The organism is Isoptericola sp. NPDC057191 (genome assembly GCF_042670225.1).
Classification (GTDB): Bacteria; Actinomycetota; Actinomycetes; order Actinomycetales; family Cellulomonadaceae; genus Isoptericola.
Genome location: NZ_JBHUWC010000001.1, coordinates 32,991 through 55,801, shown reverse-complemented (window position 1 = coordinate 55,801; position 22,811 = coordinate 32,991). Strand labels below are relative to the sequence as shown.

Here is a 22,811-nt window from a genome sequence, read left to right as displayed (position 1 = left end):
CGGCCGACGGCCGCCCCGGCACCCGCCAGGAGGTGCGTCCCGTGCTGAGGTACGTCGGGCGGCGCCTGCTGCTCATGCTCCCGATGCTGGTGCTGATCTCGTTCCTGTCGTTCGTGATCATCCAGCTCCCGCCTGGTGACTACGTCGACACGTACGCGCGCAACCTCGCGAGCGAGGGTGGCTCCGTCAACGCCGACCAGCTCGCCGCGCTGCGCGCCCAGTACGGCCTCGACCAGCCGATGCTCGTCCAGTACCTCGTGTGGATGAAGAACATCCTGTTCCACTGGGACTTCGGGATGTCCTTCGCCTACAACCAGCCGGTCTCGGAGATCCTCGCCGAGCGGGTGCCGCGGACGATGCTCATCTCGCTGGTGTCCATTGCGCTGACCTGGGCGATCGCCGTCCCCGTCGGCATCTACTCGGCCGTGCGCAAGTACTCGGTGGGCGACTATGTCGTGACGTTCCTGAGCTTCGTCGGGCTCGCCGTGCCGGGCTTCCTCATCGCGCTGGTGCTGATGCTGCTGGTCTACGACCAGACCGGGTTCCTCATCACAGGACTGTTCTCACCGGCGTACCGCGAGGCACCCTGGTCGGTCGACAGGCTGCTGGACCTGCTGCGCAACGTCTGGCTGCCGCTCCTGGTGCTCACCATCGCGGGAATCGGCGGCATCGTCCGCGTGCTGCGCGCATCGCTGCTCGACGAGCTCGGCAAGCAGTACGTCTCCACCGCCCGGGCCAAGGGCCTCACCGAAGGACAGGTGCTGCGCCGCTATCCGCTGCGGCTCGCGATGAACCCGCTGCTCAGCACCATCGGCTGGATGCTTCCCGCCACCGTCGGCGGCGAGATCGTGGTCTCGAAGGTGCTCAACCTGCCGACCACCGGCCCGGTCCTGCTCGAGTCCATCCAGTCGCAGGACATGTACCTCACCGGAGCGATCGTGCTGCTCCTGAGTGCGCTCACGATCATCGGCACGGTCATCTCCGACGTGGCGCTGGCCGTCGCCGACCCACGCATCCGATACGAGAGGAGCCAGGCCGCATGACTGACCTCGAGACCGCCCGCGACGACGACGTCCGGGCAGATGGACGCCGTCGGGCGGCGTCCGCGCCGCCCGACGGGGGCGACGGGTACACCGCACGGCGCGGCGCGGCCCTCCTGCGGCGGCACCGCACCGCCCGCAGCGCCCGCGCCGACGCGCGAGCGGACCTCTACGAGGCGTCGCAGCGGACCCTGGTCCTGCGCCGATTCCGTCACCACCGGCTCGCGCACCTCAGCCTCTACCTGCTTGTCGCGATGTACCTCTGCGCGATCTTCGCGGAGTTCGTCGCGCCCTACGACAAGCTCCACGGCTTCGAGGACCAGAAGTACGCGGCGCCCAGCCAGATCCATGTCGTCGACGAGGACGGCGGCTGGCACCTGCCGTTCGTGTACTCGTCGAGCACGGAGATCGACCAGGACACGTTCACCTACCGGACTGTCGTCGACACGTCCGAGCGCCACCCGCTCGGTCTGTTCGTGCGCGGCGACGAGTACGAGGTGCTCGGCCTGATCTCCACGGACATCCACCTGTTCGGCACCACCGACGACCAGCCGGTGTTCCTCACCGGGGCGGACCACCTCGGCCGCGACTCGTTCTCCCGGATCATGGTGGGCTCACGGATCTCCCTGCTCGTCGGCTTCGGCGGCGTGATCGTGAGCTTCGTGCTGGGCCTGCTCATCGGTGGGCTGTCCGGCTACCTCGGTGGTCGCGTCGACGCGGTGGCTCAACGTTTCATCGACCTGATCATCAGCATCCCCCTCATCCCGCTGTGGATGGCGCTGTCGGCGGCGGTGCCGCAGACCTGGTCCGGCGTCCAGACCTACCTCGCGATCACGCTCATCCTGTCCCTGGTCGGCTGGACCGGGCTCGCGCGGGTCGTGCGGGGGCGGATCATCGCGCTCCGCGAGGAGGACTACGTCACCGCGGCGCGGGTGTCGGCGATGCGGACCCCCGGCATCATCGGCCGGCACATGCTGCCGGCACTCACCAGCTACCTCATCGTGCACATCACCATCGCGATCCCCGGGATGATCCTCGGCGAGACCACGCTCAGCTTCCTCGGCCTCGGGATCTCGGCACCGGACGTGTCCTGGGGGTCCCTGCTGCAAGGGGCCCAGGACGTCACGGTCGTGTCGAACTACCCGTGGCTCCTCGCACCGGCGGTCGTGCTCGTGATCGCGGTGATCCTGTTCAACTTCGTCGGAGACGGGCTGAGAGATGCGGCTGACCCCTACCAGAACTGACCCGCGTCCCGGTGCGGCCGGGACCACCACCACCGAACGGCCGGACGACCCGCGGATGCGGGTGGACGACCTGCGGACGTACTTCTTCACCGAGGAGGGCGTCGTCAAGGCCGTCGACGGCGTCTCCCTCGAGGTGCACGCCGGCGAGACGATCGGCGTCATCGGCGAGTCCGGGTGCGGCAAGAGCATCATGGCGCAGTCGCTGATGCGGCTCGTCCGGTCGCCGGGCGAGATCGTGGGCGGGCGCGTGCTGCTGAGCCCCCCGGACGGCGAGACCGTCGACCTCCTCGCCGTCGAGCCGGACTCTCCGGTGCTGCGCCGCACCCGCGGCGCCGAGGTGTCCATGGTGTTCCAGGAGCCGATGACGAGCTTCTCGCCCGTGCACACCATCGGCCGCCAGATCGTCGAGGCGATCCGCGTGCACGAGGACGTGTCGAAGGCCGAGGCGAAGGAACGGGTCGTCGACCTCCTGACCCGGGTCGGCATCTCCAACCCGCGCCAGCGGTTCGGGGAGTACCCGCACCAGATGTCGGGCGGGATGCGCCAGCGCGCCATGATCGCCATGGCGCTCGCATGCTCGCCGTCCCTCATCGTCGCGGACGAGCCCACCACGGCGCTGGACGTCACGATCCAGGCGCAGATCCTCGAGCTGCTCGACTCGCTGCAGGACGAGCGGGGCACCGCGATGATCCTCATCTCCCACAACATGGGGGTCATCGCGGAGCACGCGGACCGGCTCTACGTCATGTACCTCGGCCGGGTGGTCGAGAGCGGCACGACCGAGCAGGTGTTCGACGACCCGCGGCACCCGTACACGCGCAAGCTGCTCGCCGCGGTGCCGCGCACCGACCGACGGGTCGAGCGGCTCGAGACGATCGAGGGCTCGGTGCCCACTCCCGTCGGCCTCGGTCGTCGCTGTGGGTTCGCGTCCCGGTGCGCGGTCGCCATCGAGGGCCGCTGCGACACGGTCGTCCCCGGCCTGGACGAGGTCGAGCCGGGTCATCACGTGAGGTGTTTCCAGGTCAGCGACGCGGAGGAGCCCGATCATGCCTGGTCCGATGTCTGAGCCGACGACAGCCCCGTTCGCAGCCCCGGTCACGGCGCCAGCCGCCACGCCCGACGACCGGGTCCTGGCCGTCCGGTCGCTCCGCAAGGAGTTCCCCGTCACGTCCGGCCTGCTGCGCCGCACGCGAGGCAGCCTGCGCGCCGTCGACGACGTGAGCTTCGACCTCGGCCGGGGCGAGACGCTCGCCCTGGTGGGGGAGTCGGGCTCCGGCAAGACGACGCTGGGCCGCGCCGTCGTCCGGGCGATCGACCCGTCGTCGGGGGAGATCCTGCTGCGCACCGACGACGGCGACGTGGACCTCGCCCGCATGAGGGGCCGGGCGCTGCGGGAGCGACGTCGGGACTTCCACATGATCTTCCAGGACCCGTACTCGTCCCTCGACCCCCGGATGACTGTGCTCGGGGCGGTTCGCGAGCCTCTGGTGCAGAACAGGGTCGGGGCACCCGACGAACGTCGGGACCGCGTGGTGGACGTCCTGGAGCGGGTGGGCCTGTCGGCACGCCATCTCCACCGCTACCCGCACGCGTTCAGCGGCGGACAGCGCCAGCGCATCGGCATCGCGCGCTCGCTGGTCTGCGACCCGCGTTTCGTCGTCGCGGACGAGGCGGTGTCCGCCCTCGACGTCTCCGTGCAGGCGCAGATCCTCAACCTGCTCAAGGACCTGCAGGGTGATCTCGGACTGTCGTACCTGTTCATCGCGCACGACCTCGCTGTCGTCCAGTTCCTGGCGCACCGCGTGGCCGTGATGTACGCCGGGCGGATCGTCGAGCTCGCGGACACCGATGCGCTCTTCGGCCGCCCCGCGCACCCGTACACCGAGGCGCTGCTGTCGGCGATGCCCGTGCCCGAGCCGCGCCAGTCGCGAGAGCGGATCGTGCTGTCGGGCGAGCCCGCGAACGCGGCGGCCCTGCCGAGCGGGTGCGTCTTCCATCCGCGGTGCCGCTATGCCGTGCCGGACTGCGCCGTGCAGGTGCCTGAGCTGCGCGTGCTCGCGTCGGGGCACGCGGTGGCGTGCCACCGCGCGGACGAGCTGGCGCTGCAAGGGACGGGGGCCGTGTGACGGCCCTCTCCACCGTGACCGTGTGGAACCGGTCGCCCGGTGCCCGCAACACCTCGCCCGCACTGCCTTCCCGAGAGGACCGCCCACCCCGATGACCGCCACGACGGAGCTGTTTCCCTACCCGGCGACGGACCACCGTGAGCCGCGCCGCGGCCGCTTCCACTTCAGCCCCCAGGCGGGCTGGATGAACGATCCCAACGGCCTGGTGTACTACCGGGGCACGTACCACCTGTACTTCCAGCACAACCCGCGCTCTCTGGAGTGGGACACGATGCACTGGGGACATGCCACCAGCCCCGACCTCGTGCACTGGACGCAGCGGCCGATCGCGCTGCACCCGGACGTGCACCCGGGGGCGTTGTTCTCGGGCGGCGGCGTCGTCGACGTGACGAACACCTCCGGCCTCGCGACGGCGCAGCACGACCCGATCGTCGTCTTCACCGGCACGCAGGGCGTGCGTGCCATGGTCAGCCTGGACGGCGGTGACACGTTCGAGCCGCTCGACGACGGGAGGGTGCTCGCCACACCGCCCGGGCGTGAGAGCCGCGACCCCAAGGTGTTCCGGCACGAACCTTCCGGGAGGTGGGTCATGGTCGTCTGGTCCGACGACGACGGCAACGGCGTGAACTTCTTCGGCTCGCCCGACCTGCGGGAGTGGACGTTCCTGAGCCGGTTCGCCGCCGACTGGATGTTCGAGTGCCCCGACGTCTCCGTCATGGCGCTGGACGGCGATCCCGGCGAGCTGCGCCACGTGCTGGTCTCCGCGAGCGGTGGTTACCTCGTCGGCGACTTCGACGGCCTGGAGTTCGTCCCCGCGGGGGACCGGCCGCAGCACGTCACACGCCACCCCGGCGGTGCAGGCTCCGACTACTACGCTGCCCAGACCTTCTCGAACGTTCCGGACGGGCGTGTCGTCTCAGTGGCCTGGCAGGGTCGCAACCGTGGACCGACCTGGACGGGGAACCTGTCCTTCCCCGTCGAGCAACGCCTGCTCAGCTCCGCCGACGGTGTGCACGTGCACAGCGAACCGGTCGCCGAGATCGCCCTCCTGCACCGCGAGGTGCGGACCGAGCAGGACGTCGCCGTGACGGCGGCCGGGCTGCGCATCGGCGCGGACCCGTCCGCGCGCGACACCGACGGGCTGGACGTCGAGGTCGCGGTCGACCGCGCGCGCTCGAGCGCACGCCGGCTGATCCTGGAGGCCGTCGTCCCGGGCGGGTGCGCCGAGACGATCACGGCCTACGACCTGGAGGAGCACGCCCTCGACGGGCACTCGCTCCCCGCCGCAGGGCAGGCTGCGGACGCCGCGGTCGTGCGCGTCCTCGTCGACCGAGACCAGGTCGCCGTCTTCGCGGCTGGTGGACGGCACTACCTCGCCGTGAACAGGGCGCTGGAGGACCCGGAGCGGACCGCCGAGCTGCGGCTGCGCGCCGACGGGGGAGACGCCGTGCTGTCGACCCTGACCGTGCGACGCCTTGGTGCGTCGTGGAGCTGACACCTCCGCCGGACGCGGTCTTCGCATGGCCCGGGGACGAGCCGGATCCGCGCCGTGGACTCCCCAGCGGCGACGGTTGGGAGTGCGGTGGTGCGCTGGTGCGCGCGGTCCATGGGCCAGCCGGTCTCGACGTCAGCGTGGAAGGGGCGGCTGCCCTGAGTCGTGTCGCGCTGCGCTGGGACCGGCCGCTGCCGGAGGGCTCGCTCGTGCTCGGCGACGCCTGGGAGCGAGCCTACGGTGACCTTCGGTGGGAGCCGCCGCGGCCCGAGCGCGTGCTCCCGTGGTACTGGCTCGCCACCACGCCGGACGGCGGCGTGCGCGGTGCCGGTGTCCGGGTCCGGCCTGCCGCGTTCTGCAGCTGGACCGTCGACCTGACAGGGACGACCCTGTGGCTCGACGTCCGATCGGGCAGCGAGCCGGTGCGGCTCGCCGGCCGTCGGCTGGACCTGGCGACCGTTGTCGCGGTGGAAAGTGAGGATGCGGGGCAGGACGGGGCGGACGGCTCGCCGTTCGTCGCGCTGCAGGGGCTGTGCGCGGCGCTCTGCTCCGACCCGCTCCTGCCGTCCGTTCCCGTCTTCGGCAGCAACAACTGGTACTACGCCTACGGCGTCGGGTTCGACGCGTCCGCGATCCTCCGGGACGCCGACGTCGTCCGCAGCGCGATGGCCGCCCCCGACGGGTCACCGTTCTGCGTGATCGACGCCGGGTGGAGCGAGGGCGGCACCGCTCCCGGGGGCCCTTGGGACCACGGCTGGCGCACCTTCTCCGATATGGCGTCCGTGGCCGACTCCATCCGAGACGCAGGCTGCCGCCCTGGCCTCTGGTTCCGCCCCCTGCTTTCGCGCGAGCCGGTGGCGGGCAGCCGCACCGAGCGGCTCGGAGACGAATGGCCCCTCGACCCGAGCCGGCCCGAGACGCTGGCCCTCGTGGCGCAGAGCGTCCGGCGGTTCGGCGAGTGGGGGTACGAGCTCGTCAAGCACGACTTCTCCACCTTCGATGTGTTCGGGCGGTTCCACGCGCGCTCCGACGTCGAGGTCGGCGCGACCCGATGGCGGTTCGCCGACACGAGCCGGACGACTGCCGAGATCCTCGTCGACCTCTACAGGACCGTCCGCGACGCCGCGGGCGGAGCGACCGTCATCGGGTGCAACACGGTCGGCCACCTGGCAGCCGGGCTCGAGCACGTCCACCGGGTGGGCGACGACACGTCAGGTCGTCAGTGGGAGCGCACCCGCCGCATGGGGGTGAACTCGCTCGCCTTCCGCCTCGCTCAGCACGGCCGGTTCTTCGCCGTCGACGCCGACTGCGTCCCGTCGACACCGCAGACCCCGTGGACGCAGAACCGGCAGTTCCTCGAGCTTGTCGCGGCGGCCGGGACGGCGACGTTCGTGTCGGTCGACCCGACGACCCTGGACACCCAGGTCGCGGCCGACCTCGCCAGGGCGGCGGCGCTCGTCGCCGACGGCGGCGTGGACCAGGGCGTCGAGCCGCTCGACTGGCAGAGCACCCCGACCCCGCGCCGCTGGCGCGTCGGTACGGAGCAGCGGACCTACCGGTGGGAGCAGCCGTGGGGCGCGGACGTCCGGCTCGAGGACGTCTGAGCAGTTCAGAGTCTCGCCGTGGTCCCCCCGCTCGCGGACGTCATCGGCGCTCGCCCACGAGCACGTCGACGCGGTGCGTGCCCACGGCGCCGGCCGGGACGTGCACGCCGTGCCCGGAGACGTCGGTCCCGTCGACGAGCACCACGGGGTGCCCGTCGCCCGGCTCGCCTCCGCGCAGCGTGATGTCGAGGGTGGCCGCCCCGTACGGCAGCCCCCGCAGCTCGACGGTCTCGCCCGCCGTGAGGGGGAGCGGAGCGAGGCGCAGCCCCTCCGCGGACGGCTCCAGCCCGACCACGCCCTGGTGCACGAGGCGCAGCAGCGACGTCGCGGACCAGGTCTGGTCGGGCTCGCTCGGCCAGACGCGGCCGCACTGCCAGCCGCCGTGCGGGGCGCCGGTCGACGGGTCGTACAGCTCGTCGAAGCGCCCACCGCTCGCCCGCACCGCCGCGCGGAAGTCCTCGAGGCATTGCACGACGCCCGCGCGGTCACCCGCCGTCGCCGACGCCAGGCCCGCCAGGCCCATGACCATCGGCCAGCACATCGCGTTGTGGCGGCCGGGGCGCGCGTCGTCGTACCGCTCGAAGTGGCCGGCGACGTTGACCACGCCCGCGGGCCCACGACCGACGGACGCGAGCACCGCCGGGACACGCTCCGGGGGTACCAGACCGCCGACGACGACGAGCGCGAGGCCCGCGGCCTCGCGGTGGTGGTCGAGCGTGCCCGCCCGCGGACCGGAGCCGTGCAGGAAGTAGCCGTAGGTGTCCCCGTCGCGTAGGTGCTCCTCGATCGCGGCTGCCAGGGCGTCGGCGCGAGCGTCGAGCCCCGACCCGTCGTGGCCGAGCCGGCCGGCGACCGCGACGAGGCGGCGCAGGGCCAGCACGTACACGACGTTGGTCGAGAGCGTCATGATCTCGTGCGCGTCCGGGTAGTCGAGCACGAAGGAGCTGGGCTCGTCCGCCGTGGCGGGCCCTACGGGCAGGCCGGAGATCCCGTCCTGCATGAGGCCTGGCCCTGCGTACAGCCCCCAGCGGGGACGGAACCGCTCGCGGTGCAGGATGTCGAGCGACGCCGAGCCGACCTCCCAGACGACCTCGAGGAACTCCGGGTCGTCCGCGGCCCACGCGTGGTCGGCGGCGGCGAGCACCCAGACGACCTGGTCCCACCACTGGTCGTCCTGCGCGATCACCAGGCGTCCGTCCGCGGTCCGCTCGCACACCCGCAGCAGGGTGGCGCGCGCGTCCTGCGGGCGCAGCAGGCTCGCCGCGCCCCAGCAGTTGAGTGCGGCGTCGCGGGTCCACGGCTCGGGGTAGCCGCCCCCCGCACGGATGAACGGGCCGGCGTCGTCGTGGACGACGTTGCGGGCGAGCGTGTCCTGCGCGAGCGCGTAGAGCTCGGACAACCAGGGCATGGACGAGGCACCGACGGTGGTGGTCATCGGGCGATCCTGGCACCGCTGTCAGTCGACGTCGACACTCCTCGCCACGCGCGCGCCGAACACGACCGGGGTGCCGTCGCGTCGCCCCCCGGAGCCCGCGTGTCGCGTCGTTCGCACCTGCCCGTCGGGGTGGACGGCCGCTATCGTGAGCGCCAGGTCACAGCGCCGTCGCAAAGGAGCGAGCCGTGATGCGGATCGAGAAGATCGCCCAGGAAGGGCAGTGGTGGGCGCTGGCCGCCACGCCGGTCGCGATCGTGCTGGGCATCGGCGAGAGCCCGTGGCTGGTCACCGGCATCTTCGTGCTCGCGCTCCCGCTCACGGCCGTGCTCGCCGTCCCGCTGCTGCTGCGCGAGCTGCTGGCGCTCCGCCGGGGGGAGCGCGCGATGCCGCGCCCGTTCGCCTACGCCACCGTGATCGTGTGGGCGTCCGTGCTGGTCGTGGCGATCGGCCTCGGGTCCGGCGTCGGCCGGTCAGGAGTCGAGTCCGCCCTGATCCTGCTGGGGGTGGCCTGGCTCGTCCAGCTCGCGACGGTCGGCACGCGGCCGACGGCGTCGGTGGTGCTGACCGGGGCCGTCAGGGGATGGGCACGGCCCGGTCCGGGCCCAGGCGCTTCATGACCAGGGTCGACGTCAGGCGCTGTACGCCGGGCAGCGACCCGAGCGCGGTGTCGAAGAGCTCCTGGTAGGCCGCGAGGTCGCGGGTGAGCACGCGCAGCAGGTAGTCGGGCTCGCCGAACAGGCGCTGCGCGTCGACGATGTTCGGCACGGCGGCGACGGCCGCCTCGAACCCGGCGACAGCCTCGACGTCGGTGCGTCGCATGGTGACGAACACCAGCGCCTCGAACGTGAGCCCGACGGCGTCCGGCGCGACCACGGCGCGGTAGTGCGCGATCGCCCCGGAGCTCTCCAGGGCTCGCAAGCGGCGGTGGCACGTCGACAGGCTCAGCCCGACCCGGGCGGCGAGGTCGGTGGTGCTCATGCGTCCGTCGTCCTGCAGCAGTGAAAGGATCTCCCGGTCGATCTGGTCCATGCCGGAAAGTCTTCCACGGCGGCCCGCGATTGCGGCGAAAGTTCGAAGCACATTTCGCGCCGCGCTGCCTAGCCTCTCCGACAGACGAAGGGGGTGGCTGATGGACCTGTCGGCGGTGCTGCAGTTCTGGGTGGTGGCGGCGCTGCTCGCGCTCACCCCGGGAGCGGACTGGGCGTACGCGATCGCGGCGGGGCTGCGCGCGCGGTCGGTGGTGCCGTCCGTGCTGGGGATGGTGTGCGGCTACGTCCTGGTCGTCGGCGTCGTCGCCCTCGGCGTCGGGACGGTGGTGACGCGGTACCCCGCGGTGCTGACCGTGCTCACCGTCACGGGCGCGGCCTACCTGGTCTACCTCGGCGCGCGCACGCTGCGCAGCACCGTGGGGCGGGTGGGGGTGAGCGAGCGTCCCCTCGGCGACCGCCCGCTGGCACAGTTCCTGCGCGGGGCCGGCGTGAGCGCCATCAACCCGAAGGGCCTGCTGCTGCTGCTCGCGCTGCTGCCGCAGTTCACCTCGGCCACCGGTTGGCCCTCGTCGGTGCAGCTGCTCGTGCTGGGCGGGCTGCACGTGCTGGACGTCGCCGTCGTCTACTCCGTCGTCGCCGTGCTGGCGCGCCGCGTGCTGAGCGCACGCCCGCGCGCGGGCGCTGTCGTCACCAAGGTCGCGGGGGTGGTGATGGTCGTCCTGGGCCTCGCCCTCCTCATCGAGAAGGTGTGGGCCTGAGCTTCCGCGGTCCCTCCGCACTCATCCAGTCCGCGACGACGCCGACGAGGTGGGCGGGGCGCCGGGCGACGTCGAGCACGAGACCGGTCTCGTCCGCCCCCAGCGGCTCGAGCGTGGCGAGCTGGGAGTCGAGCAGCTCCGGCGGCATGAAGTGGTCGGCGCGCGCGGCGATCCGCGCCGCGAGCAGGTCGCGGTCGCCGTGCAGGTGGACGAACGCGAGGTCCCCGCCCGCCTCGTGCCGCAGCGCGTCCCGGTACGGGCGCCGCAGGGCCGAGCACGCGACCACCGTGCGCGTGCCCGCGTCGGCGCCCGCGCGCAGGACGTCCGCGACGCGGGCGAGCCAGGGGGCGCGGTCGTCGTCCGTCAGGGGCGTCCCCGCCGTCATCTTCGCGACGTTCGCCGGCGGGTGGAGGTCGTCCGCGTCCACGAACGTGCCGCCCAGGCGGGCGGCGAGCAGGGTCCCGACGGTGGACTTGCCGCACCCCGCGACGCCCATGACGACCACGCCCCGCGTGACCGCGCCGCTCCCGCCTGGCACGTCAGTACCCGGCGACCGGGTCGACGACGCCGTCCAGGTCGTCGCCCGCGACGAAGCGGCGGAGGTTCTCCTCGACGCGGGCACGCAGCAGCGGCTCGACCATCTCCTGCGTGTCCGCGGTGTGCGGGGTCACCAGCGCCGTCGGGAGGTCCCACAGGGGGTGCCCGTCGGGGAGCGGCTCGGGGTCGGTGACGTCGAGGCCTGCGCCGCTCAGGCGGCCCGACGCGAGCGCCGCGACCAGCGCGCCGGTGTCGACGAGCCCGCCGCGGGCGATGTTGACGAGCACCGCTCCCGGCTTCATGGCGGCCAGCTCGGCCGCACCGATCAGGGCGCGGGTCTGCGTGGTCAGCGCGGCGGCGACCACGACGACGTCGGCCCGGGCGAGCTCGGCGTGCAGGTGGTCCGCGGTGACCGTCCGCTCCGCCCGGGGGACGGGCTCGGCCCGGCGCCGGACCACGACGTTGCGGGTGCCGAACGGGACGAGCAGGTCGAGGTACGTGCGGGCGATGCCCCCGGCGCCGAGGACGAGCACGTCCGCGCCGAACAGGGACGTCCCCGCCTGGCTGCCCCACGACCGCGCCCGGGCGCGCTGCGGCAGGCGGCGCAGCGTCGCCAGGGTCAGGGCGAGCGCGTGCTCGGCGACGGGACGCGCGAACGCGCCCTTCGCGGACGTCCAGGTGATGCCGGGGGAGGCGAGCAGGCCGGCGTCGGCGTACGAGTCGACGCCGGCCGAGGGGAGCTGCACCCAGCGCGTGCCGGGCGCGGCGGCGAGCGCCGTGCGCAGCTCGCCCAGGTCGCCGCCGAACCACAGGAGCGCGTCGGTCTCGGCGCCGACCGGCACGAGGCGCGCGCCGGCCGCCTCCGCGACCTCCGGCAGCCACGCAGGGCCCGGCCGCGCGACGCTGACTGCGGCGCTCATGCCGTCACCCGTGCGGTGCCACCGGCGGCCGCGACGTGGGCGCCGCCCAGGACCTGCACCGACCAGCCCTCGTCGAGCCGCGAGGTGACGACGACGTCGCCGCCGTCGCGCCGGAGCGCGAACGTCACCGGTGCGCCGTCGACGCCTTCCACCTCGACGGTCCGCGTCCAGCCCCCGCCCGCGGGGTTCACCAGGAGCGTGAGGCCGTCCAGGTGGTCGGCGTCGGGGCGCTCCTCGTGCGCGCTGAGCGGGATGACGCCCCCGGGGCGCACGTACACGGGCAGGGAGTCGAAGTCGTGGTTCTCTCGCAGCCAGCGCCCCCCGGTCACGCGGGTGCCGGTGAGCAGACCGGCCCACTCGCCCTCGGGCAGGTACAGGTCGACGTCGCCCTCCGCGTTGAACACGGGTGCCACGAGCAGGTCGGGACCGAGCATGTACTGACGGTCCAGGTACGGCACGGCCGGGTCGTGGGGGAACTCCAGCAGCATCGGCCGCATCATCGGCGTCCCCGACCGGTGCGCCTCGTGCCCGGTCGTCACCAGGTACGGCGCGAGCCGGTTCTTGAACCGGGCGAACGTGCGGGTCACGGCCACGGCGCTGGTCGGGTCCGACTCGTCCTCGCCGAACATCCACGGCACCCGGTACGACCCGCTGCCGTGCATGCGGCTGTGGCTGGAGAACAGGCCGAAGGCCGTCCAGCGCTTGAACACCCCGGCGTCGGGCGTCATCTCGAAGCCGCCGATGTCGTGGCTCCAGTAGCCGAAGCCGCTGTAGGCGAGCGACAGGCCGCCGCGCAGGGACTCGGCCATCGACACGTAGGACGCCGTCGAGTCGCCGCCCCAGTGGACGGGGAACTGCTGGCCGCCGGCGGTCGCGGACCGTGCGAACAGGACGGCCTCGCCCACCCCACGCTCCTCGGCCAGCACCTCGTGCACGGCCTCGTTGTACAGGTGCGTGTAGTAGTTGTGCATCCGCTCCGGGTCGGAGCCGTCGAAGTACGCGACGTCGACAGGGATGCGCTCGCCGAAGTCCGTCTTGAACGCGTCCACGCCCTGGCGCACCAGCACGCGCAGCTTGTCCTTGTACCAGGCGGTCGCGGCCGGGTTGGTGAAGTCCACCAGGGCCATCCCGCCCTGCCAGCGGTCCCACTGCCAGACCGACCCGTCCCGGCGCTTCACCAGGTAGCCGGCGGCCATGCCCTCGTCGAAGAGCGGCGACTGCTGGGCGATGTACGGGTTGATCCACACGCACACCCGCAGGTCGCGGTCGTGCAGGCGCGCGAGCATGCCCTCCGGGTCGGGGAAGGTGCGCGCGTCCCACTCGAAGTCGCACCAGTTGAACTCGCGCATCCAGAAGCAGTCGAAGTGGAACAGGCTCAGCGGGATGTCGCGCTCCGCCATGCCGTCGATGAACGAGGTCACCGTGGCCTCGTCGTAGTCCGTCGTGAAGCTCGTCGACAGCCACAGGCCGTACGTCCAGGCCGGGACCTCGGCCGGCCGGCCGGTCAGCGCCGTGTACCGCTCCAGGATCGTCTTGGGATCGGGCCCGTACACGACGAAGTAGTCCAGCGCCTCGCCCGGCACGGAGAACTGCACCCGCTCCACGGCCTCGGAGCCCACCTCGAACGAGACGTGGCCGGGGTCGTTGACGAACACGCCGTAGCCGCCGTTCGTCAGGTAGAACGGCACGTTCTTGTAGGCCTGCTCGCTGGACGTGCCGCCGTCGTAGTTCCAGATGTCGACGGTCTGGCCGTTCTTGACCACGGGGCCGAAGCGCTCGCCCAGGCCGTAGACCAGCTCGCCCACGCCGAGGTCGAGCTGGTCGAACACGTAGCTGGTGCGCCCCTCGCGCCGCAGCTCGATCGGGCCGTGGTCGACGGCCGCGTCGGGGGCCACGTCGGCCCACGCGGCCGACTTGCCGCTCGACCCCGTGAGGCGGCGGCCCCCGGCGTGGAACGACAGCTCCCAGGACGCGCCCACCGACAGCCGGACCGACAGGTCGCCGGTCGTGAGGGTGCCCTCGCCGTCGACCACCTTCGCCTCGCCGGTCCCGTCGGCCAGCTCCAGCTCGAAGCGGCGCGGCTCCGGGCGGCCCCGGTGATGCACGTGCTGCACCCGCACCACGTTGTCCGCGGGTGACGACACCGTCGTGGTGATCACGGGGTTGTTGAGGGTGTCGCCGCGGTGCCGCACCACCTTCGTCGGCGCCACCGAGCGCAGGCTCGTGCCGTCCGTGGTGACACGGTCCACCTCGCGGGCGTAGTGGATCGCGACGCCCGGGCGGGCGTGCCAGAAACCGTCGGTGAACTTCATGGGGGAGGAGCCTTCCGGTGGTCGTGCTGCGGGTGGTGCGGTGCTGCGTCAGCGAGCGGCGGCGGTCGAGCCGACGAGCTCGAGGGTGCCGGGCAGGAGGTCGTGCGAGGGCGGCGCGGCAGGGTCGGCGAGCCGGTCCAGGAGCCCCTGCACGCTGCGTGCACCGAGCTCGGTGCCCGGCGCGACCACGGCGCTGACCGGCGGGTCCGCCGTGGCGACGTCGGCCGCGGACGTCGCGAGCGCGAGGACCGAGACGGCGTCGGGGACGGCGCGCCCCGCAGCGACGAGCCCGTTGACGAACCCGGACAGCGCGCCCTCGTTGAGGACGAGGACGGCCGTGACCTCCGGGTGGTCGGCGGCCAGCGCCGTCGCCGCCTCGCGCCCGGCCCGCGGGTCCTGCCCGCCGCGCACGACGAGCGGGTCGAGGCCGCGCCGCGCCGCCTGCGCGAGGTAGGCCTGCTCGGTGCGGACGACAGGGCCGTAGCCCGACGCGGCCGGGTCGCCCGACGGCTGTCCCAGGAAGAGGGCGACGTGCCGGTGCCCGAGACCGGTGAGGTGGTCCAGCCCTGTGCCGACCATGTCGGCGAAGTCCATGTCGACGAACGAGAGCCCCGTCGTGTCCTCGGTGCGTCCCACGAGCCCGAACGGCACGTCGCGTGCGGTGAGCAGCGCGACGCGCGGGTCCTCGGCGGTGACCTCCATGAGCAGGACGCCGTCCACGAGGCCCCCGGAGAGGTAGTCGTCGAGCTGGGCGACGTCGTCGACCGGCCACAGCACGACGTTGAACCCGCGCTCGGTGGCGGCGCTCGCGGCGGCGGTCACGATGCTCAGCGCCGTGCTGCCCAGACGGTGGCGCAGGGCTGGGAAGACGAGGGCGACGATCTGGCTGCGCCGGCTGGCGAGCGCCCGGGCGAGCACGTTCCGGCGGTAGCCGAGGTCGGCCATCGCCTCCTCGACGCGGGTGCGGGTGGCCGGCGCCACGCGCTTGGTCCCGTTGACCACGAACGACACGGTCGTCAGGGAGACGCCGGCGCGGTCGGCCACGTCCTGCATGGTCACCAAGAGGCTCTCCTCGGGCGGTCGGGAACGTCGGGAACGGTGCTGCGGATCGATGATCACACACTCCCGCGGCTGCGGTAAAGCGCTTTGACAACCTTCGCCGGGGGTGCCTAACCTCGCCGTCACGTGAACCGAGCGAAGGAGCTAAGACTGTGCGACGAACCCCCGCCGTCATCGGTGCGGCGTCGGCCGCCGCCGTCGTCCTGGGCCTGTCCGCCTGCAGCGGCGGGGCCCGTGCGGACGAGGGCACGCTGGTCGTGACCGACACGTTGTCGGACACCAGCGCGCCCGTCTACCAGGAGGTCTACGACGCCTGCGCCGCCGAGGTGGGCGTGCGGGTGCAGGCGAACCACGTGGCGGGCTCCGGCCTCATCGCGACGGTCCTGCAGCAGGCGTCGTCGGACACGCTGCCCGACGTGCTCATGCTCGACAACCCCGACGTCCAGCAGATCGCGTCCTCCGGGGCGCTGAGCCCGCTCACCGACTACGGCATCACCGGCAAGGGGTACCCGCAGGGCGTCGTCGACGCCGGGACCTACGACGGCGACCTGTACGGCATCGCTCCCGTGGTCAACACGATCGGCCTCTTCTACGACGTCGACGCCCTCGCCGACGCCGGGATCGAGCCGCCCACCACGTGGGACGATCTGCGGGCCGCCGCGCAGAAGCTCACCACCGACGACCGTTACGGCCTGGCGTTCAGCGCCGCGAACACGTTCGAGGGCACGTGGCAGTTCCTGCCCTACCTGTGGAGCAACGGGGCGGACGAGGACGACCTCACCTCGCCCGAGGCCGTCGGGGCGCTCTCGTTCGTCGACGGTCTCGTGCAGGACGGCTCCGCGTCCTCCAGCGTCGTCAACTGGTCGCAGAACGACGTCAACGACCAGTTCATCGCGGGCAAGGCCGCGATGATGATCAACGGGCCGTGGAACCAGCCAGCGCTCGAGGCCGCGTCGGGGCTGCACTACGCGGCCGTCCCGCTTCCCGTGCCGCACGCCGGGGACACCCTGCAGGCGCCGCTCGGCGGCGAGGCGTTCACCGTCCCACGCACGGGCAACACGGCGAAGATGGCGAAGGCCGGGAAGTTCGTGGCGTGCGTGACCCGCGGCGAGCACCAGCTCACGATGGCCACCGGCCGCGGCGCCGTGCCGTCCGACCCCCAGGTCGCCGCGAAGGCGGCCGCCGACAACCCGGTGATCGCCACGTTCGTCGACACCGTGCGCACCGCACGGTCGCGGACCGCCCTGCTCGGACCGGACTGGCCGCACGCCGCCACCCAGATCTACACCGCTCAGCAGCTCGCGCTCACGGGCAGCGAGTCTCCCGCGGCTGCCCTCGAGCGGGCGGCGGAGAACTGATGCGCACACCGACGTCGCGCACGTCGTCACCGAGGAAGGACGGACGATGACCACCACCCTCGCCGCCGGTCCGGCGCCCGTCGTGGCGCGGCCCGGACCCGACATCGCGTCCCGGCGCCGCCGGGCCCGGACGCGGGAGCGGACCGCCCAGTGGCTGTTCCTGGTCCCGGCGATCGCCTACGTGCTCGTGTTCTTCGGGTACCCGATCGTGAAGAACTTCGTCATGGGGTCGCAGGACTACACGGTCCGCACCTTCGTCTCGGGGGAGGCGCCGTGGGTCGGGCTCGACAACTACGTCGAGGTCGTCACGAGCAGCATCTTCCGGACCTCCGTGGTCAACACGGCGCTGTTCACCGTGGGCTCCATCGTCGGCCAGTTCGTCATCGGCCTGCTGTTCGCCCTGTTCTTCAAGCGCCGGTTCCCGCTCGGCAACGTGCTGCGCTCCCTGCTCCTGCTGCCCTGGCTGCTGCCGATGATCGCGGGCACCGCGGTGTGGAAGTGGATCCTCGACCAGGACGGCGGCGTCCTCAACGAGGCCCTGCGCGCCGTCGGCCTGGTCGACGCTCCCGTGCACTGGCTCACCAGCCCGGACGTCGCGCTCGTCGCCGTCGTCATCGTGAACGTCTGGGTGGGCATCCCGTTCAACATGACGCTGCTGTACTCGGGGCTGCAGAACATCCCCGAGGAGCTCTACGAGGCCGGCGCGCTCGACGGCGCCACCGGCGTCAAGGCGTTCTGGCACATCACCTGGCCCAACCTGCGCCCCGTCGTCAGCGTGGTCCTCGTGCTCGGCGTGATCTACACGCTCAAGGTGCTCGACATCATCCTGGGCCTGACCGGCGGGGGACCTGCCGGCGCCACCGAGACGCTGGCCACCGACTCCTACCGGCGCTCGTTCCAGGAGTTCTCCTTCGGCACCGGGGCTGCCGTCAGCAACATCCTCATCGTGGTGTCGCTGCTGTTCGCCGTCGTGTACCTGCGCGCCAACCGGCGCGCCGTGGATGAGTGAGGTTCATCGTGAAGCAGACGACCACGTCGCGACAGCTGCGGTCCACGATCCTCGGGATCGTGCTCCTCGCGCTCATGCTGTTCCCCGTCTACTGGATGGTGAACGTGTCCCTCCAGGGCGGCGGCACCGCCGCGAACAGCTCGTTCTTCCCGACGGACATCACGTTCGAGGGCTACCAGCGGGCGTGGGAGGACCAGACCGGCAACCTCGTCACCAGCATGATCGTCGCCCTGGGTGCCGTCGCGGTGTCGTTGGTGATCGCCACGCCCGCCGCGTACGCGCTGTCCCGGTTCCGGCTGCGGGGGATGGGCGTCTTCCTGTTCGTGCTGCTCCTGGCGCAGATGATCCCGGGCATCGTCATCGCGAACTCGCTGTACACGCTGTTCAACGACCTCGGGCTGCTCAACACCTACGGCGGGCTGATTCTCGCGAACGCCACGCACGGCATCCCGTTCGCCATCCTCATCATGAGCGCGTTCATGCGGTCGATCCCGCCGGCGCTCACCGAGGCCGCACGGGTGGACGGCGCGGGGCACTTCCGGGCGTTCTGGTCGATCATCGTGCCGGTGAGCCGCAATTCGCTCATCACGGCGGGCCTGTTCAGCTTCCTGTTCGCGTGGAGTGACTTCATGTTCGGGCTCACGCTCACCACGGGCGCCGACATCAAGCCGATCACGCTCGGCATCTACGACTATCTGCAGGGCAACGTGCAGAGCTGGAGCCCGGTGATGGCGAGCGCCGTGATCTCGTCCGTGCCGGCGGTCGTGCTCCTCGTGCTGGCGCAGCGGTACATCGCCGCCGGTGCGCTCGGCGGGGCGGTGAAGTAGCAACGCCCCGCCTGCAGCGCGAGACCGCGGCGGTCCGGGTCTAGCGCGGGCCACCCGCCAGCCGGGCCGCGGCGACCGTCGCCGCGGCGGCCCATGCCTGCGGCACGCCGGCGTGCGCGTACCGCACGGGCGCGGGGAACTCGCCGGTGGAGAACCCGCCGAACAGCTCCGGCAGCCGCCCGTCGAACGCGGCGGCGGCGTCGAGGACACCGGCCGCCACGGTGCGTGCGTGCTCGGTGAGGCCGCAGCGGTCCATCCCGACGGCCGCGAGGGCGGTGTCGTGGGGCCAGACGGACCCGTTGTGGTACGAGGTGGGCGCGTACAGCGCCTGCCCGGCGGCGAGGGTGCGGATGCCGAACCCGGTGAAGAACTCCGGGGAGAGCAGCCGGTCCGCCACGGTCGCGGCGTGGTCGGCGTCGAGGATGCCGCACCACAGCAGGTGCCCGGCGTTGGAGGCGAGCGCGTCCACCTGTCGGCCTTCGCCGTCGAGCGCCAGCGCGGGGAACGCGTCGGCGTCCATCCAGAAGTGTTGGAGAAACCGCGAGCGGAGCGCGGCGGCCAGGTCGTCGAGCTCGTCCGCCCACCGGTCGTCGTGCCAGACGGTGCGGGCGAGGCGGGCGGTGTCCACCAGGCCTCGCCAGGCGTACCCCTGGACCTCGCACAGGGCGATCGGCCCCGTGGCGAGCGTCCCGTCGCGGAAGGCCACGGCGTCGTGCGAGTCCTTCCACCCCTGGTTGATCAGGCCCTTCGGGTCGGGTACGTAGGTGACGAACCCGCCCGCGTCGAGCCCGCCGGGGCCCCGGAGCCAGCCGACCGCGGCGCGCGCCGCGACCTGCAGCTCGTCGGCGCGCGCGTCCTCGGGGTCGAGGGCGCCGAGCGCGACGAGGAACAGCGCGGTGGCGTCGACCGTCCCGTAGTACCGCGAGTACGGCACCAGGTCGAGCCGTGCCAGGTCGCCCACGCGGATCTCGTGGACGATCTTGCCGGGCTGGGCGAGACGCACGGGGTCGTCCGTCGTCGCCTGCGTGCGGGCGAGGGCGTGCGCGACGTCGGGCAGCAGCCCGGGGCGTTCCTCGCGCGCCAGCAGCGAGGAGAGGACGGAGTCGCGGCCGAACAGCGTGAGGAACCAGGGCGCGCCGGCCGCGGGGATCGCGAGGTCTGCCGCGCCCGGGCAGGGCATGACGAGCGCGTCGAGGTCGTCGAGCGCGCGGGCCGCCGCGTCCTGGCCGCGCCGCGCGGCCGGCACCGGGTCCGTCGTCATGCTCCCCACGGCAAGTGCCTCGGCCGCACGCGCTGCCGACGACGCCAGGATCTCGACGGTGGCGGTGTCACCGGCGGCGAGCCGCAGGTCCCACTCGAGGGTCACATGGTCACCGGCCCGCACCTGGTCCGGGGCGGGGGCCGCCGTGATGCGGGTCGTGTGGGTGAGCGTGGTGTCGCCGGCGGTCGCGGTCCCGTCCAGGTCGGCGCCGTCGGGCCGACGACGGACCGAGGACGTGCTCCTGACGGGGAACGTCCGCCCGTCCGAGCGCACGGCGAACTGGTCCGCGAAGTCGGCGCCGGCCGTGAGCCGCAGCCGGAGGGTGCTCGCGCCCGGAGCGGTCCGCGTGACCCGCCACCGCTCGCGCAGGCCGTCGCGCCGCACCTCCTGCTCGCGGGCGAGCAGGAGGCCGGTCGGCTCGTTCCGGGCGGTGGGCGGCACCAGCGCGGTCCCGCGCCGGGAGGCGCCGACGTCCGTGCCGGCGACGCGGAACGGCACCGGCCCGTCGGGCGTGCTCAGCTCGACGCGCCAGGTGCTCAGGTGCCGCACGTCGTCCAGGTAGAGGCCCTGCGCGGAGCCGGTGGCGGCGAGGACGTCGCCGGCCTCGTCGGCGAGCAGCATCGTGCCGGCCCGGACGAGAGTGGTGTCGGCGCTCATGGCGTGTCGGCTCCCTCGGGGTGGGTGTGGCGGGACAGCAGGTCGACGGCGAGGGCCGCCGTCCAGCTGAAGCTGCGGGTGCCGTGCCCGGCACCCGTCCACGGGTTGACGTACTCGGGGAAGTCCTCGCGCACCGCGGCGTCCGTCATGGGCCCGACGTATCGGTCCGCGACGTCGGTCCGGCCGTGGGCGCGCAGCCCTTCGAGCAGCAGCCACATCATGTTGAACCAGGCGGGCCCGCGCCAGTAGAGGGCCGGGTCGAGGTCCGGCGCGCACGCGTCGTAGCTGGGCGCCATGATCGGCGGCGTCGCGCCGTCGACGTCGAGGAACCGGCGCCCCAGCACCGTGCGCACGAGGGCGTCCCCGCGGCCGGCGGGCAGCACGTCGTCAGGCAGCAGGAGGGCGAGCAGGCCGCCCACCGTGGCCTTGCGGACCAGAGCGCCCGTGGCGCGGTCGCGGGCGACGTAGGTCCCGAGACCGTCGTCCCACAGCATCTCCATGGCCGCGACGATGCGCGCGGCCTCGGCGCGGTGGGGCGCACCGTCCTGGCCGAGCGCCTCGGCGATGTCGGCCATCGCGAGCTCGGAGCGCGCCCACAGGGCGTTCGTCGTCGGGTCGTCGAGGAGGAACGGGTGCTCCGGGTCGACGTCGGCGCAGCCGTGGTCGCGGTACCGCTCGGCCAGCCAGAAGTACTTGCCGTACTCCTTGCCGCTCGGCCGCTCGCCCGCGGACGCGTGCTTGAGGTCGGGGCGCTCGATGGCGGCCCGGGGCACGCCGGGCACACGGGCGAGAGCGTCGTCCCACAGGGGCGAGTTGTCCGTGCCCGACTCCCACGGGTGCACGACGGCGGCGAGCCCGTCGGCCGCGGCACGACGGTCGCGCAGGTACCGGTGCCACGCGAGCAGCCGGGGGTAGGCGCGCTCGAGGAACCGTCGCCGCCCGGACTCGCGCAGGTCCTGGACGTGCACGAGCCAGACCGCCCACGCGTGCACGGGCGGCTGCACGAGGCCTGTCGTGGGCACAGCAGGGCTGCCCGGGAGGTCGGCGGAGCCCCAGAAGGCCGCGCTGGGCGCGTAGTCGTCGTCGCGGCGGGTGTCGTACACGATCTGCGGCAGCCGGCCGTCGGCCCACTGGCTGGACAGCAGGCTGTCGAGCTCGACCTGTGCGCGACGCGCGGACAGGTGCCGCAGCCCGATCGCGATGAACGCCGAGTCCCAGCTCCACTGGTGCGGGTACAGCCCGGTGGCGGGCACCGTGTACGCGCCACCCCAGTTGCGGCGCAGGACGGCGCTCGCCGCGGCGAGCGCCGTCGTGGCGCCGGGTGCGTCGGGGAGGGTCGTCGTCATGCCGGTCGTCATGCCCGACGTCATGCCAGGTGCCGGCGCAGCAGCGGCGGGACGGTGGGCAGGACGACGTCGGCAGGCCCGGACAGGCGCGATTCGACGGCGACCGGTCCGACGTACCCGGCGGCGCGCAGCGTCGACATCTCCAGGGCCCAGTCGACGTGCCCGGCGCCCGGCTCGAGCCGGTTGGAGTCGGAGGCCTGCACGTGCACGATGAACTCGATCGCGTCGGCGAGCGACCGGGCCGGGTCCGCCTCCTCGATGTTCATGTGGTACGTGTCCGGGGCCAGGCGGAACGCCGGGTCGTCCACCTCCCGGCACAGCGCGACGCCCTGCGCGATCGAGTTGACCATGTGGTCCTCGTACCGGTTCAGCGGCTCCAGGAGGATGTGCGTGCCCACCGTCGCGGCGTGCTCGGCGAGGCGGCCGAACGCGTCCACGAGCTGCGCCTGGTCGTCCTCGGGGGAGCGGGGCGGCTCGAACGGGGGGAGCCGGCGGGAGAACATCCCGTACGAGGCGGGCGTCATCGCGCCGACGCCGCCGATCTCGGCCATCACGGTCAGCTGGGACGTCATCTGGCGGACGGCGTCCTCGGCGAGGTCCTTGTCGAACGCGCCCACGAAGTGCGACATCTCCACGCACACGGTGGGCATGACCACGCCGTTGGCGTGGGCACGACGCAGCTCGGGCAGGCGCGCCTCCAGGGCGTAGTCGCCCTGCCCGCGCAGCTCGAGGCCGTCGAAGCCCCACGCGCGGGCGACCTCGAACTTCTCCTCGACGTCGCGCCCCGGGACGTGCTGCTCCTGGACGAGGATGGGGTGGGTCACGGAGTGCTCCTGG

20 protein-coding genes are annotated in these 22,811 nt (G+C 72.8%); 11 read left to right on the top strand and 9 right to left on the bottom strand.

The window, feature by feature from the left end:
• Positions 1-41 precede the first annotated feature (41 nt).
• The 6 genes from ACFT55_RS00275 (at position 42) to ACFT55_RS00250 (ending at position 7,506) form a co-directional block, all read left to right on the top strand.
• Entirely contained in the window at positions 42-1,043 is a 1,002-nt protein-coding gene (locus tag ACFT55_RS00275; RefSeq protein WP_380240247.1) for an ABC transporter permease, read from the top strand.
• Positions 1,040-2,284, top strand: coding sequence for an ABC transporter permease (locus tag ACFT55_RS00270; RefSeq protein WP_380240245.1), 1,245 nt, complete (start codon positions 1,040-1,042; stop codon positions 2,282-2,284). Before ACFT55_RS00275 ends, ACFT55_RS00270 begins: the two co-directional genes overlap by 4 nt.
• The gene (locus ACFT55_RS00265; protein WP_380240243.1) at positions 2,259-3,350 is read left to right on the top strand and encodes an ABC transporter ATP-binding protein; all 1,092 of its coding nucleotides are present in this window, start codon (positions 2,259-2,261) and stop codon (positions 3,348-3,350) included. Before ACFT55_RS00270 ends, ACFT55_RS00265 begins: the two co-directional genes overlap by 26 nt.
• On the top strand, positions 3,331-4,410 hold the full coding sequence (locus tag ACFT55_RS00260; RefSeq protein WP_380240241.1) for an ABC transporter ATP-binding protein: 1,080 nt from the start codon (positions 3,331-3,333) through the stop codon (positions 4,408-4,410). Before ACFT55_RS00265 ends, ACFT55_RS00260 begins: the two co-directional genes overlap by 20 nt.
• A 91-nt stretch (positions 4,411-4,501) precedes the next feature.
• Positions 4,502-5,905 (top strand): hypothetical protein, encoded by a 1,404-nt coding sequence (locus ACFT55_RS00255; RefSeq protein WP_380240239.1) that lies wholly within the window; start codon positions 4,502-4,504, stop codon positions 5,903-5,905.
• Positions 5,906-6,042: 137 nt separating this feature from the next.
• On the top strand, positions 6,043-7,506 hold the full coding sequence (locus tag ACFT55_RS00250; protein WP_380240237.1) for a hypothetical protein: 1,464 nt from the start codon (positions 6,043-6,045) through the stop codon (positions 7,504-7,506).
• A gap of 40 nt (positions 7,507-7,546) precedes the next feature.
• On the opposite strand, the gene ACFT55_RS00245 is transcribed toward ACFT55_RS00250, so the two are convergent.
• On the bottom strand, positions 7,547-8,941 hold the full coding sequence (locus tag ACFT55_RS00245; RefSeq protein WP_380240235.1) for a hypothetical protein: 1,395 nt from the start codon (positions 8,939-8,941) through the stop codon (positions 7,547-7,549).
• A gap of 185 nt (positions 8,942-9,126) precedes the next feature.
• On the opposite strand from ACFT55_RS00245, the gene ACFT55_RS00240 reads away from it, so the two are divergent.
• A complete protein-coding gene (locus tag ACFT55_RS00240; protein ID WP_380240233.1) occupies positions 9,127-9,558 on the top strand; it encodes a hypothetical protein in 432 nt (143 codons plus the stop codon).
• Here the strand turns inward: ACFT55_RS00240 and ACFT55_RS00235 are convergent.
• The gene (locus ACFT55_RS00235; protein WP_380240231.1) at positions 9,515-9,970 is read right to left on the bottom strand and encodes an Lrp/AsnC family transcriptional regulator; all 456 of its coding nucleotides are present in this window, start codon (positions 9,968-9,970) and stop codon (positions 9,515-9,517) included. The two genes, ACFT55_RS00240 and ACFT55_RS00235, sit on opposite strands and share 44 nt — an antisense overlap.
• A 100-nt stretch (positions 9,971-10,070) precedes the next feature.
• On the opposite strand from ACFT55_RS00235, the gene ACFT55_RS00230 reads away from it, so the two are divergent.
• Positions 10,071-10,688: a LysE family translocator gene (locus ACFT55_RS00230; RefSeq protein WP_380240229.1), complete on the top strand. Its 618-nt coding sequence runs from the start codon at positions 10,071-10,073 to the stop codon at positions 10,686-10,688.
• On the opposite strand, the gene ACFT55_RS00225 is transcribed toward ACFT55_RS00230, so the two are convergent.
• The 4 genes from ACFT55_RS00225 to ACFT55_RS00210 are packed head-to-tail and all read right to left on the bottom strand — an operon-like array spanning position 10,666 to position 15,510.
• Positions 10,666-11,226 carry a gluconokinase gene (locus ACFT55_RS00225; RefSeq protein ID WP_380240227.1) on the bottom strand — a complete coding sequence of 187 codons (561 nt, stop codon included), beginning with the start codon at positions 11,224-11,226 and terminating at the stop codon, positions 10,666-10,668. The genes ACFT55_RS00230 and ACFT55_RS00225 overlap by 23 nt on opposite strands.
• Before the next feature lies 1 nt (position 11,227).
• Positions 11,228-12,145 carry a D-isomer specific 2-hydroxyacid dehydrogenase family protein gene (locus ACFT55_RS00220; protein ID WP_380240225.1) on the bottom strand — a complete coding sequence of 306 codons (918 nt, stop codon included), beginning with the start codon at positions 12,143-12,145 and terminating at the stop codon, positions 11,228-11,230.
• Positions 12,142-14,457, bottom strand: coding sequence for an alpha-xylosidase (gene yicI / locus ACFT55_RS00215; protein WP_380240222.1), 2,316 nt, complete (start codon positions 14,455-14,457; stop codon positions 12,142-12,144). Before yicI ends, ACFT55_RS00220 begins: the two co-directional genes overlap by 4 nt.
• A gap of 48 nt (positions 14,458-14,505) precedes the next feature.
• Positions 14,506-15,510, bottom strand: coding sequence for a LacI family DNA-binding transcriptional regulator (locus tag ACFT55_RS00210; protein WP_380240369.1), 1,005 nt, complete (start codon positions 15,508-15,510; stop codon positions 14,506-14,508).
• Positions 15,511-15,668: 158 nt separating this feature from the next.
• On the opposite strand from ACFT55_RS00210, the gene ACFT55_RS00205 reads away from it, so the two are divergent.
• From ACFT55_RS00205 to ACFT55_RS00195, 3 genes are all read left to right on the top strand, one after another.
• Positions 15,669-16,874 carry an extracellular solute-binding protein gene (locus tag ACFT55_RS00205; RefSeq protein WP_380240219.1) on the top strand — a complete coding sequence of 402 codons (1,206 nt, stop codon included), beginning with the start codon at positions 15,669-15,671 and terminating at the stop codon, positions 16,872-16,874.
• 46 nt (positions 16,875-16,920) lie between these two features.
• Entirely contained in the window at positions 16,921-17,883 is a 963-nt protein-coding gene (locus ACFT55_RS00200) for a carbohydrate ABC transporter permease (protein WP_380240217.1), read from the top strand.
• Positions 17,884-17,957: 74 nt separating this feature from the next.
• A complete protein-coding gene (locus tag ACFT55_RS00195; RefSeq protein WP_380240367.1) occupies positions 17,958-18,710 on the top strand; it encodes a carbohydrate ABC transporter permease in 753 nt (250 codons plus the stop codon).
• A gap of 40 nt (positions 18,711-18,750) precedes the next feature.
• Here the strand turns inward: ACFT55_RS00195 and ACFT55_RS00190 are convergent, their stop codons facing one another.
• Genes ACFT55_RS00190 through ACFT55_RS00180 form a run of 3 tightly spaced genes read right to left on the bottom strand, consistent with a single transcriptional unit; the run spans position 18,751 to position 22,798 of the window.
• Positions 18,751-20,628, bottom strand: a complete 1,878-nt coding sequence (locus ACFT55_RS00190) for a glycogen debranching N-terminal domain-containing protein (RefSeq protein ID WP_380240215.1) — start codon at positions 20,626-20,628, stop codon at positions 18,751-18,753.
• Positions 20,625-21,974, bottom strand: coding sequence for a hypothetical protein (locus tag ACFT55_RS00185; RefSeq protein WP_380240213.1), 1,350 nt, complete (start codon positions 21,972-21,974; stop codon positions 20,625-20,627). Before ACFT55_RS00185 ends, ACFT55_RS00190 begins: the two co-directional genes overlap by 4 nt.
• Positions 21,975-21,994: 20 nt before the next feature.
• Positions 21,995-22,798, bottom strand: a complete 804-nt coding sequence (locus tag ACFT55_RS00180; protein ID WP_380240210.1) for a sugar phosphate isomerase/epimerase family protein — start codon at positions 22,796-22,798, stop codon at positions 21,995-21,997.
• Positions 22,799-22,811 lie beyond the last annotated feature (13 nt).

Coding starts and splice junctions, on each gene's coding strand:
- ACFT55_RS00235 (WP_380240231.1), bottom strand. CDS start 9,970: ATGGACCAGATCGACCGGGAGATCCTTTCACTGCTGCAGGACGACGGA.
- ACFT55_RS00260 (WP_380240241.1), top strand. CDS start 3,331: ATGCCTGGTCCGATGTCTGAGCCGACGACAGCCCCGTTCGCAGCCCCG.
- ACFT55_RS00245 (WP_380240235.1), bottom strand. CDS start 8,941: ATGACCACCACCGTCGGTGCCTCGTCCATGCCCTGGTTGTCCGAGCTC.
- ACFT55_RS00195 (WP_380240367.1), top strand. CDS start 17,958: ATGCTGTTCCCCGTCTACTGGATGGTGAACGTGTCCCTCCAGGGCGGC.
- ACFT55_RS00265 (WP_380240243.1), top strand. CDS start 2,259: ATGCGGCTGACCCCTACCAGAACTGACCCGCGTCCCGGTGCGGCCGGG.
- ACFT55_RS00190 (WP_380240215.1), bottom strand. CDS start 20,628: ATGAGCGCCGACACCACTCTCGTCCGGGCCGGCACGATGCTGCTCGCC.
- yicI (WP_380240222.1), bottom strand. CDS start 14,457: ATGAAGTTCACCGACGGTTTCTGGCACGCCCGCCCGGGCGTCGCGATC.
- ACFT55_RS00200 (WP_380240217.1), top strand. CDS start 16,921: ATGACCACCACCCTCGCCGCCGGTCCGGCGCCCGTCGTGGCGCGGCCC.
- ACFT55_RS00230 (WP_380240229.1), top strand. CDS start 10,071: ATGGACCTGTCGGCGGTGCTGCAGTTCTGGGTGGTGGCGGCGCTGCTC.
- ACFT55_RS00220 (WP_380240225.1), bottom strand. CDS start 12,145: ATGAGCGCCGCAGTCAGCGTCGCGCGGCCGGGCCCTGCGTGGCTGCCG.
- ACFT55_RS00210 (WP_380240369.1), bottom strand. CDS start 15,510: ATGCAGGACGTGGCCGACCGCGCCGGCGTCTCCCTGACGACCGTGTCG.
- ACFT55_RS00185 (WP_380240213.1), bottom strand. CDS start 21,974: ATGACGACGACCCTCCCCGACGCACCCGGCGCCACGACGGCGCTCGCC.
- ACFT55_RS00270 (WP_380240245.1), top strand. CDS start 1,040: ATGACTGACCTCGAGACCGCCCGCGACGACGACGTCCGGGCAGATGGA.
- ACFT55_RS00255 (WP_380240239.1), top strand. CDS start 4,502: ATGACCGCCACGACGGAGCTGTTTCCCTACCCGGCGACGGACCACCGT.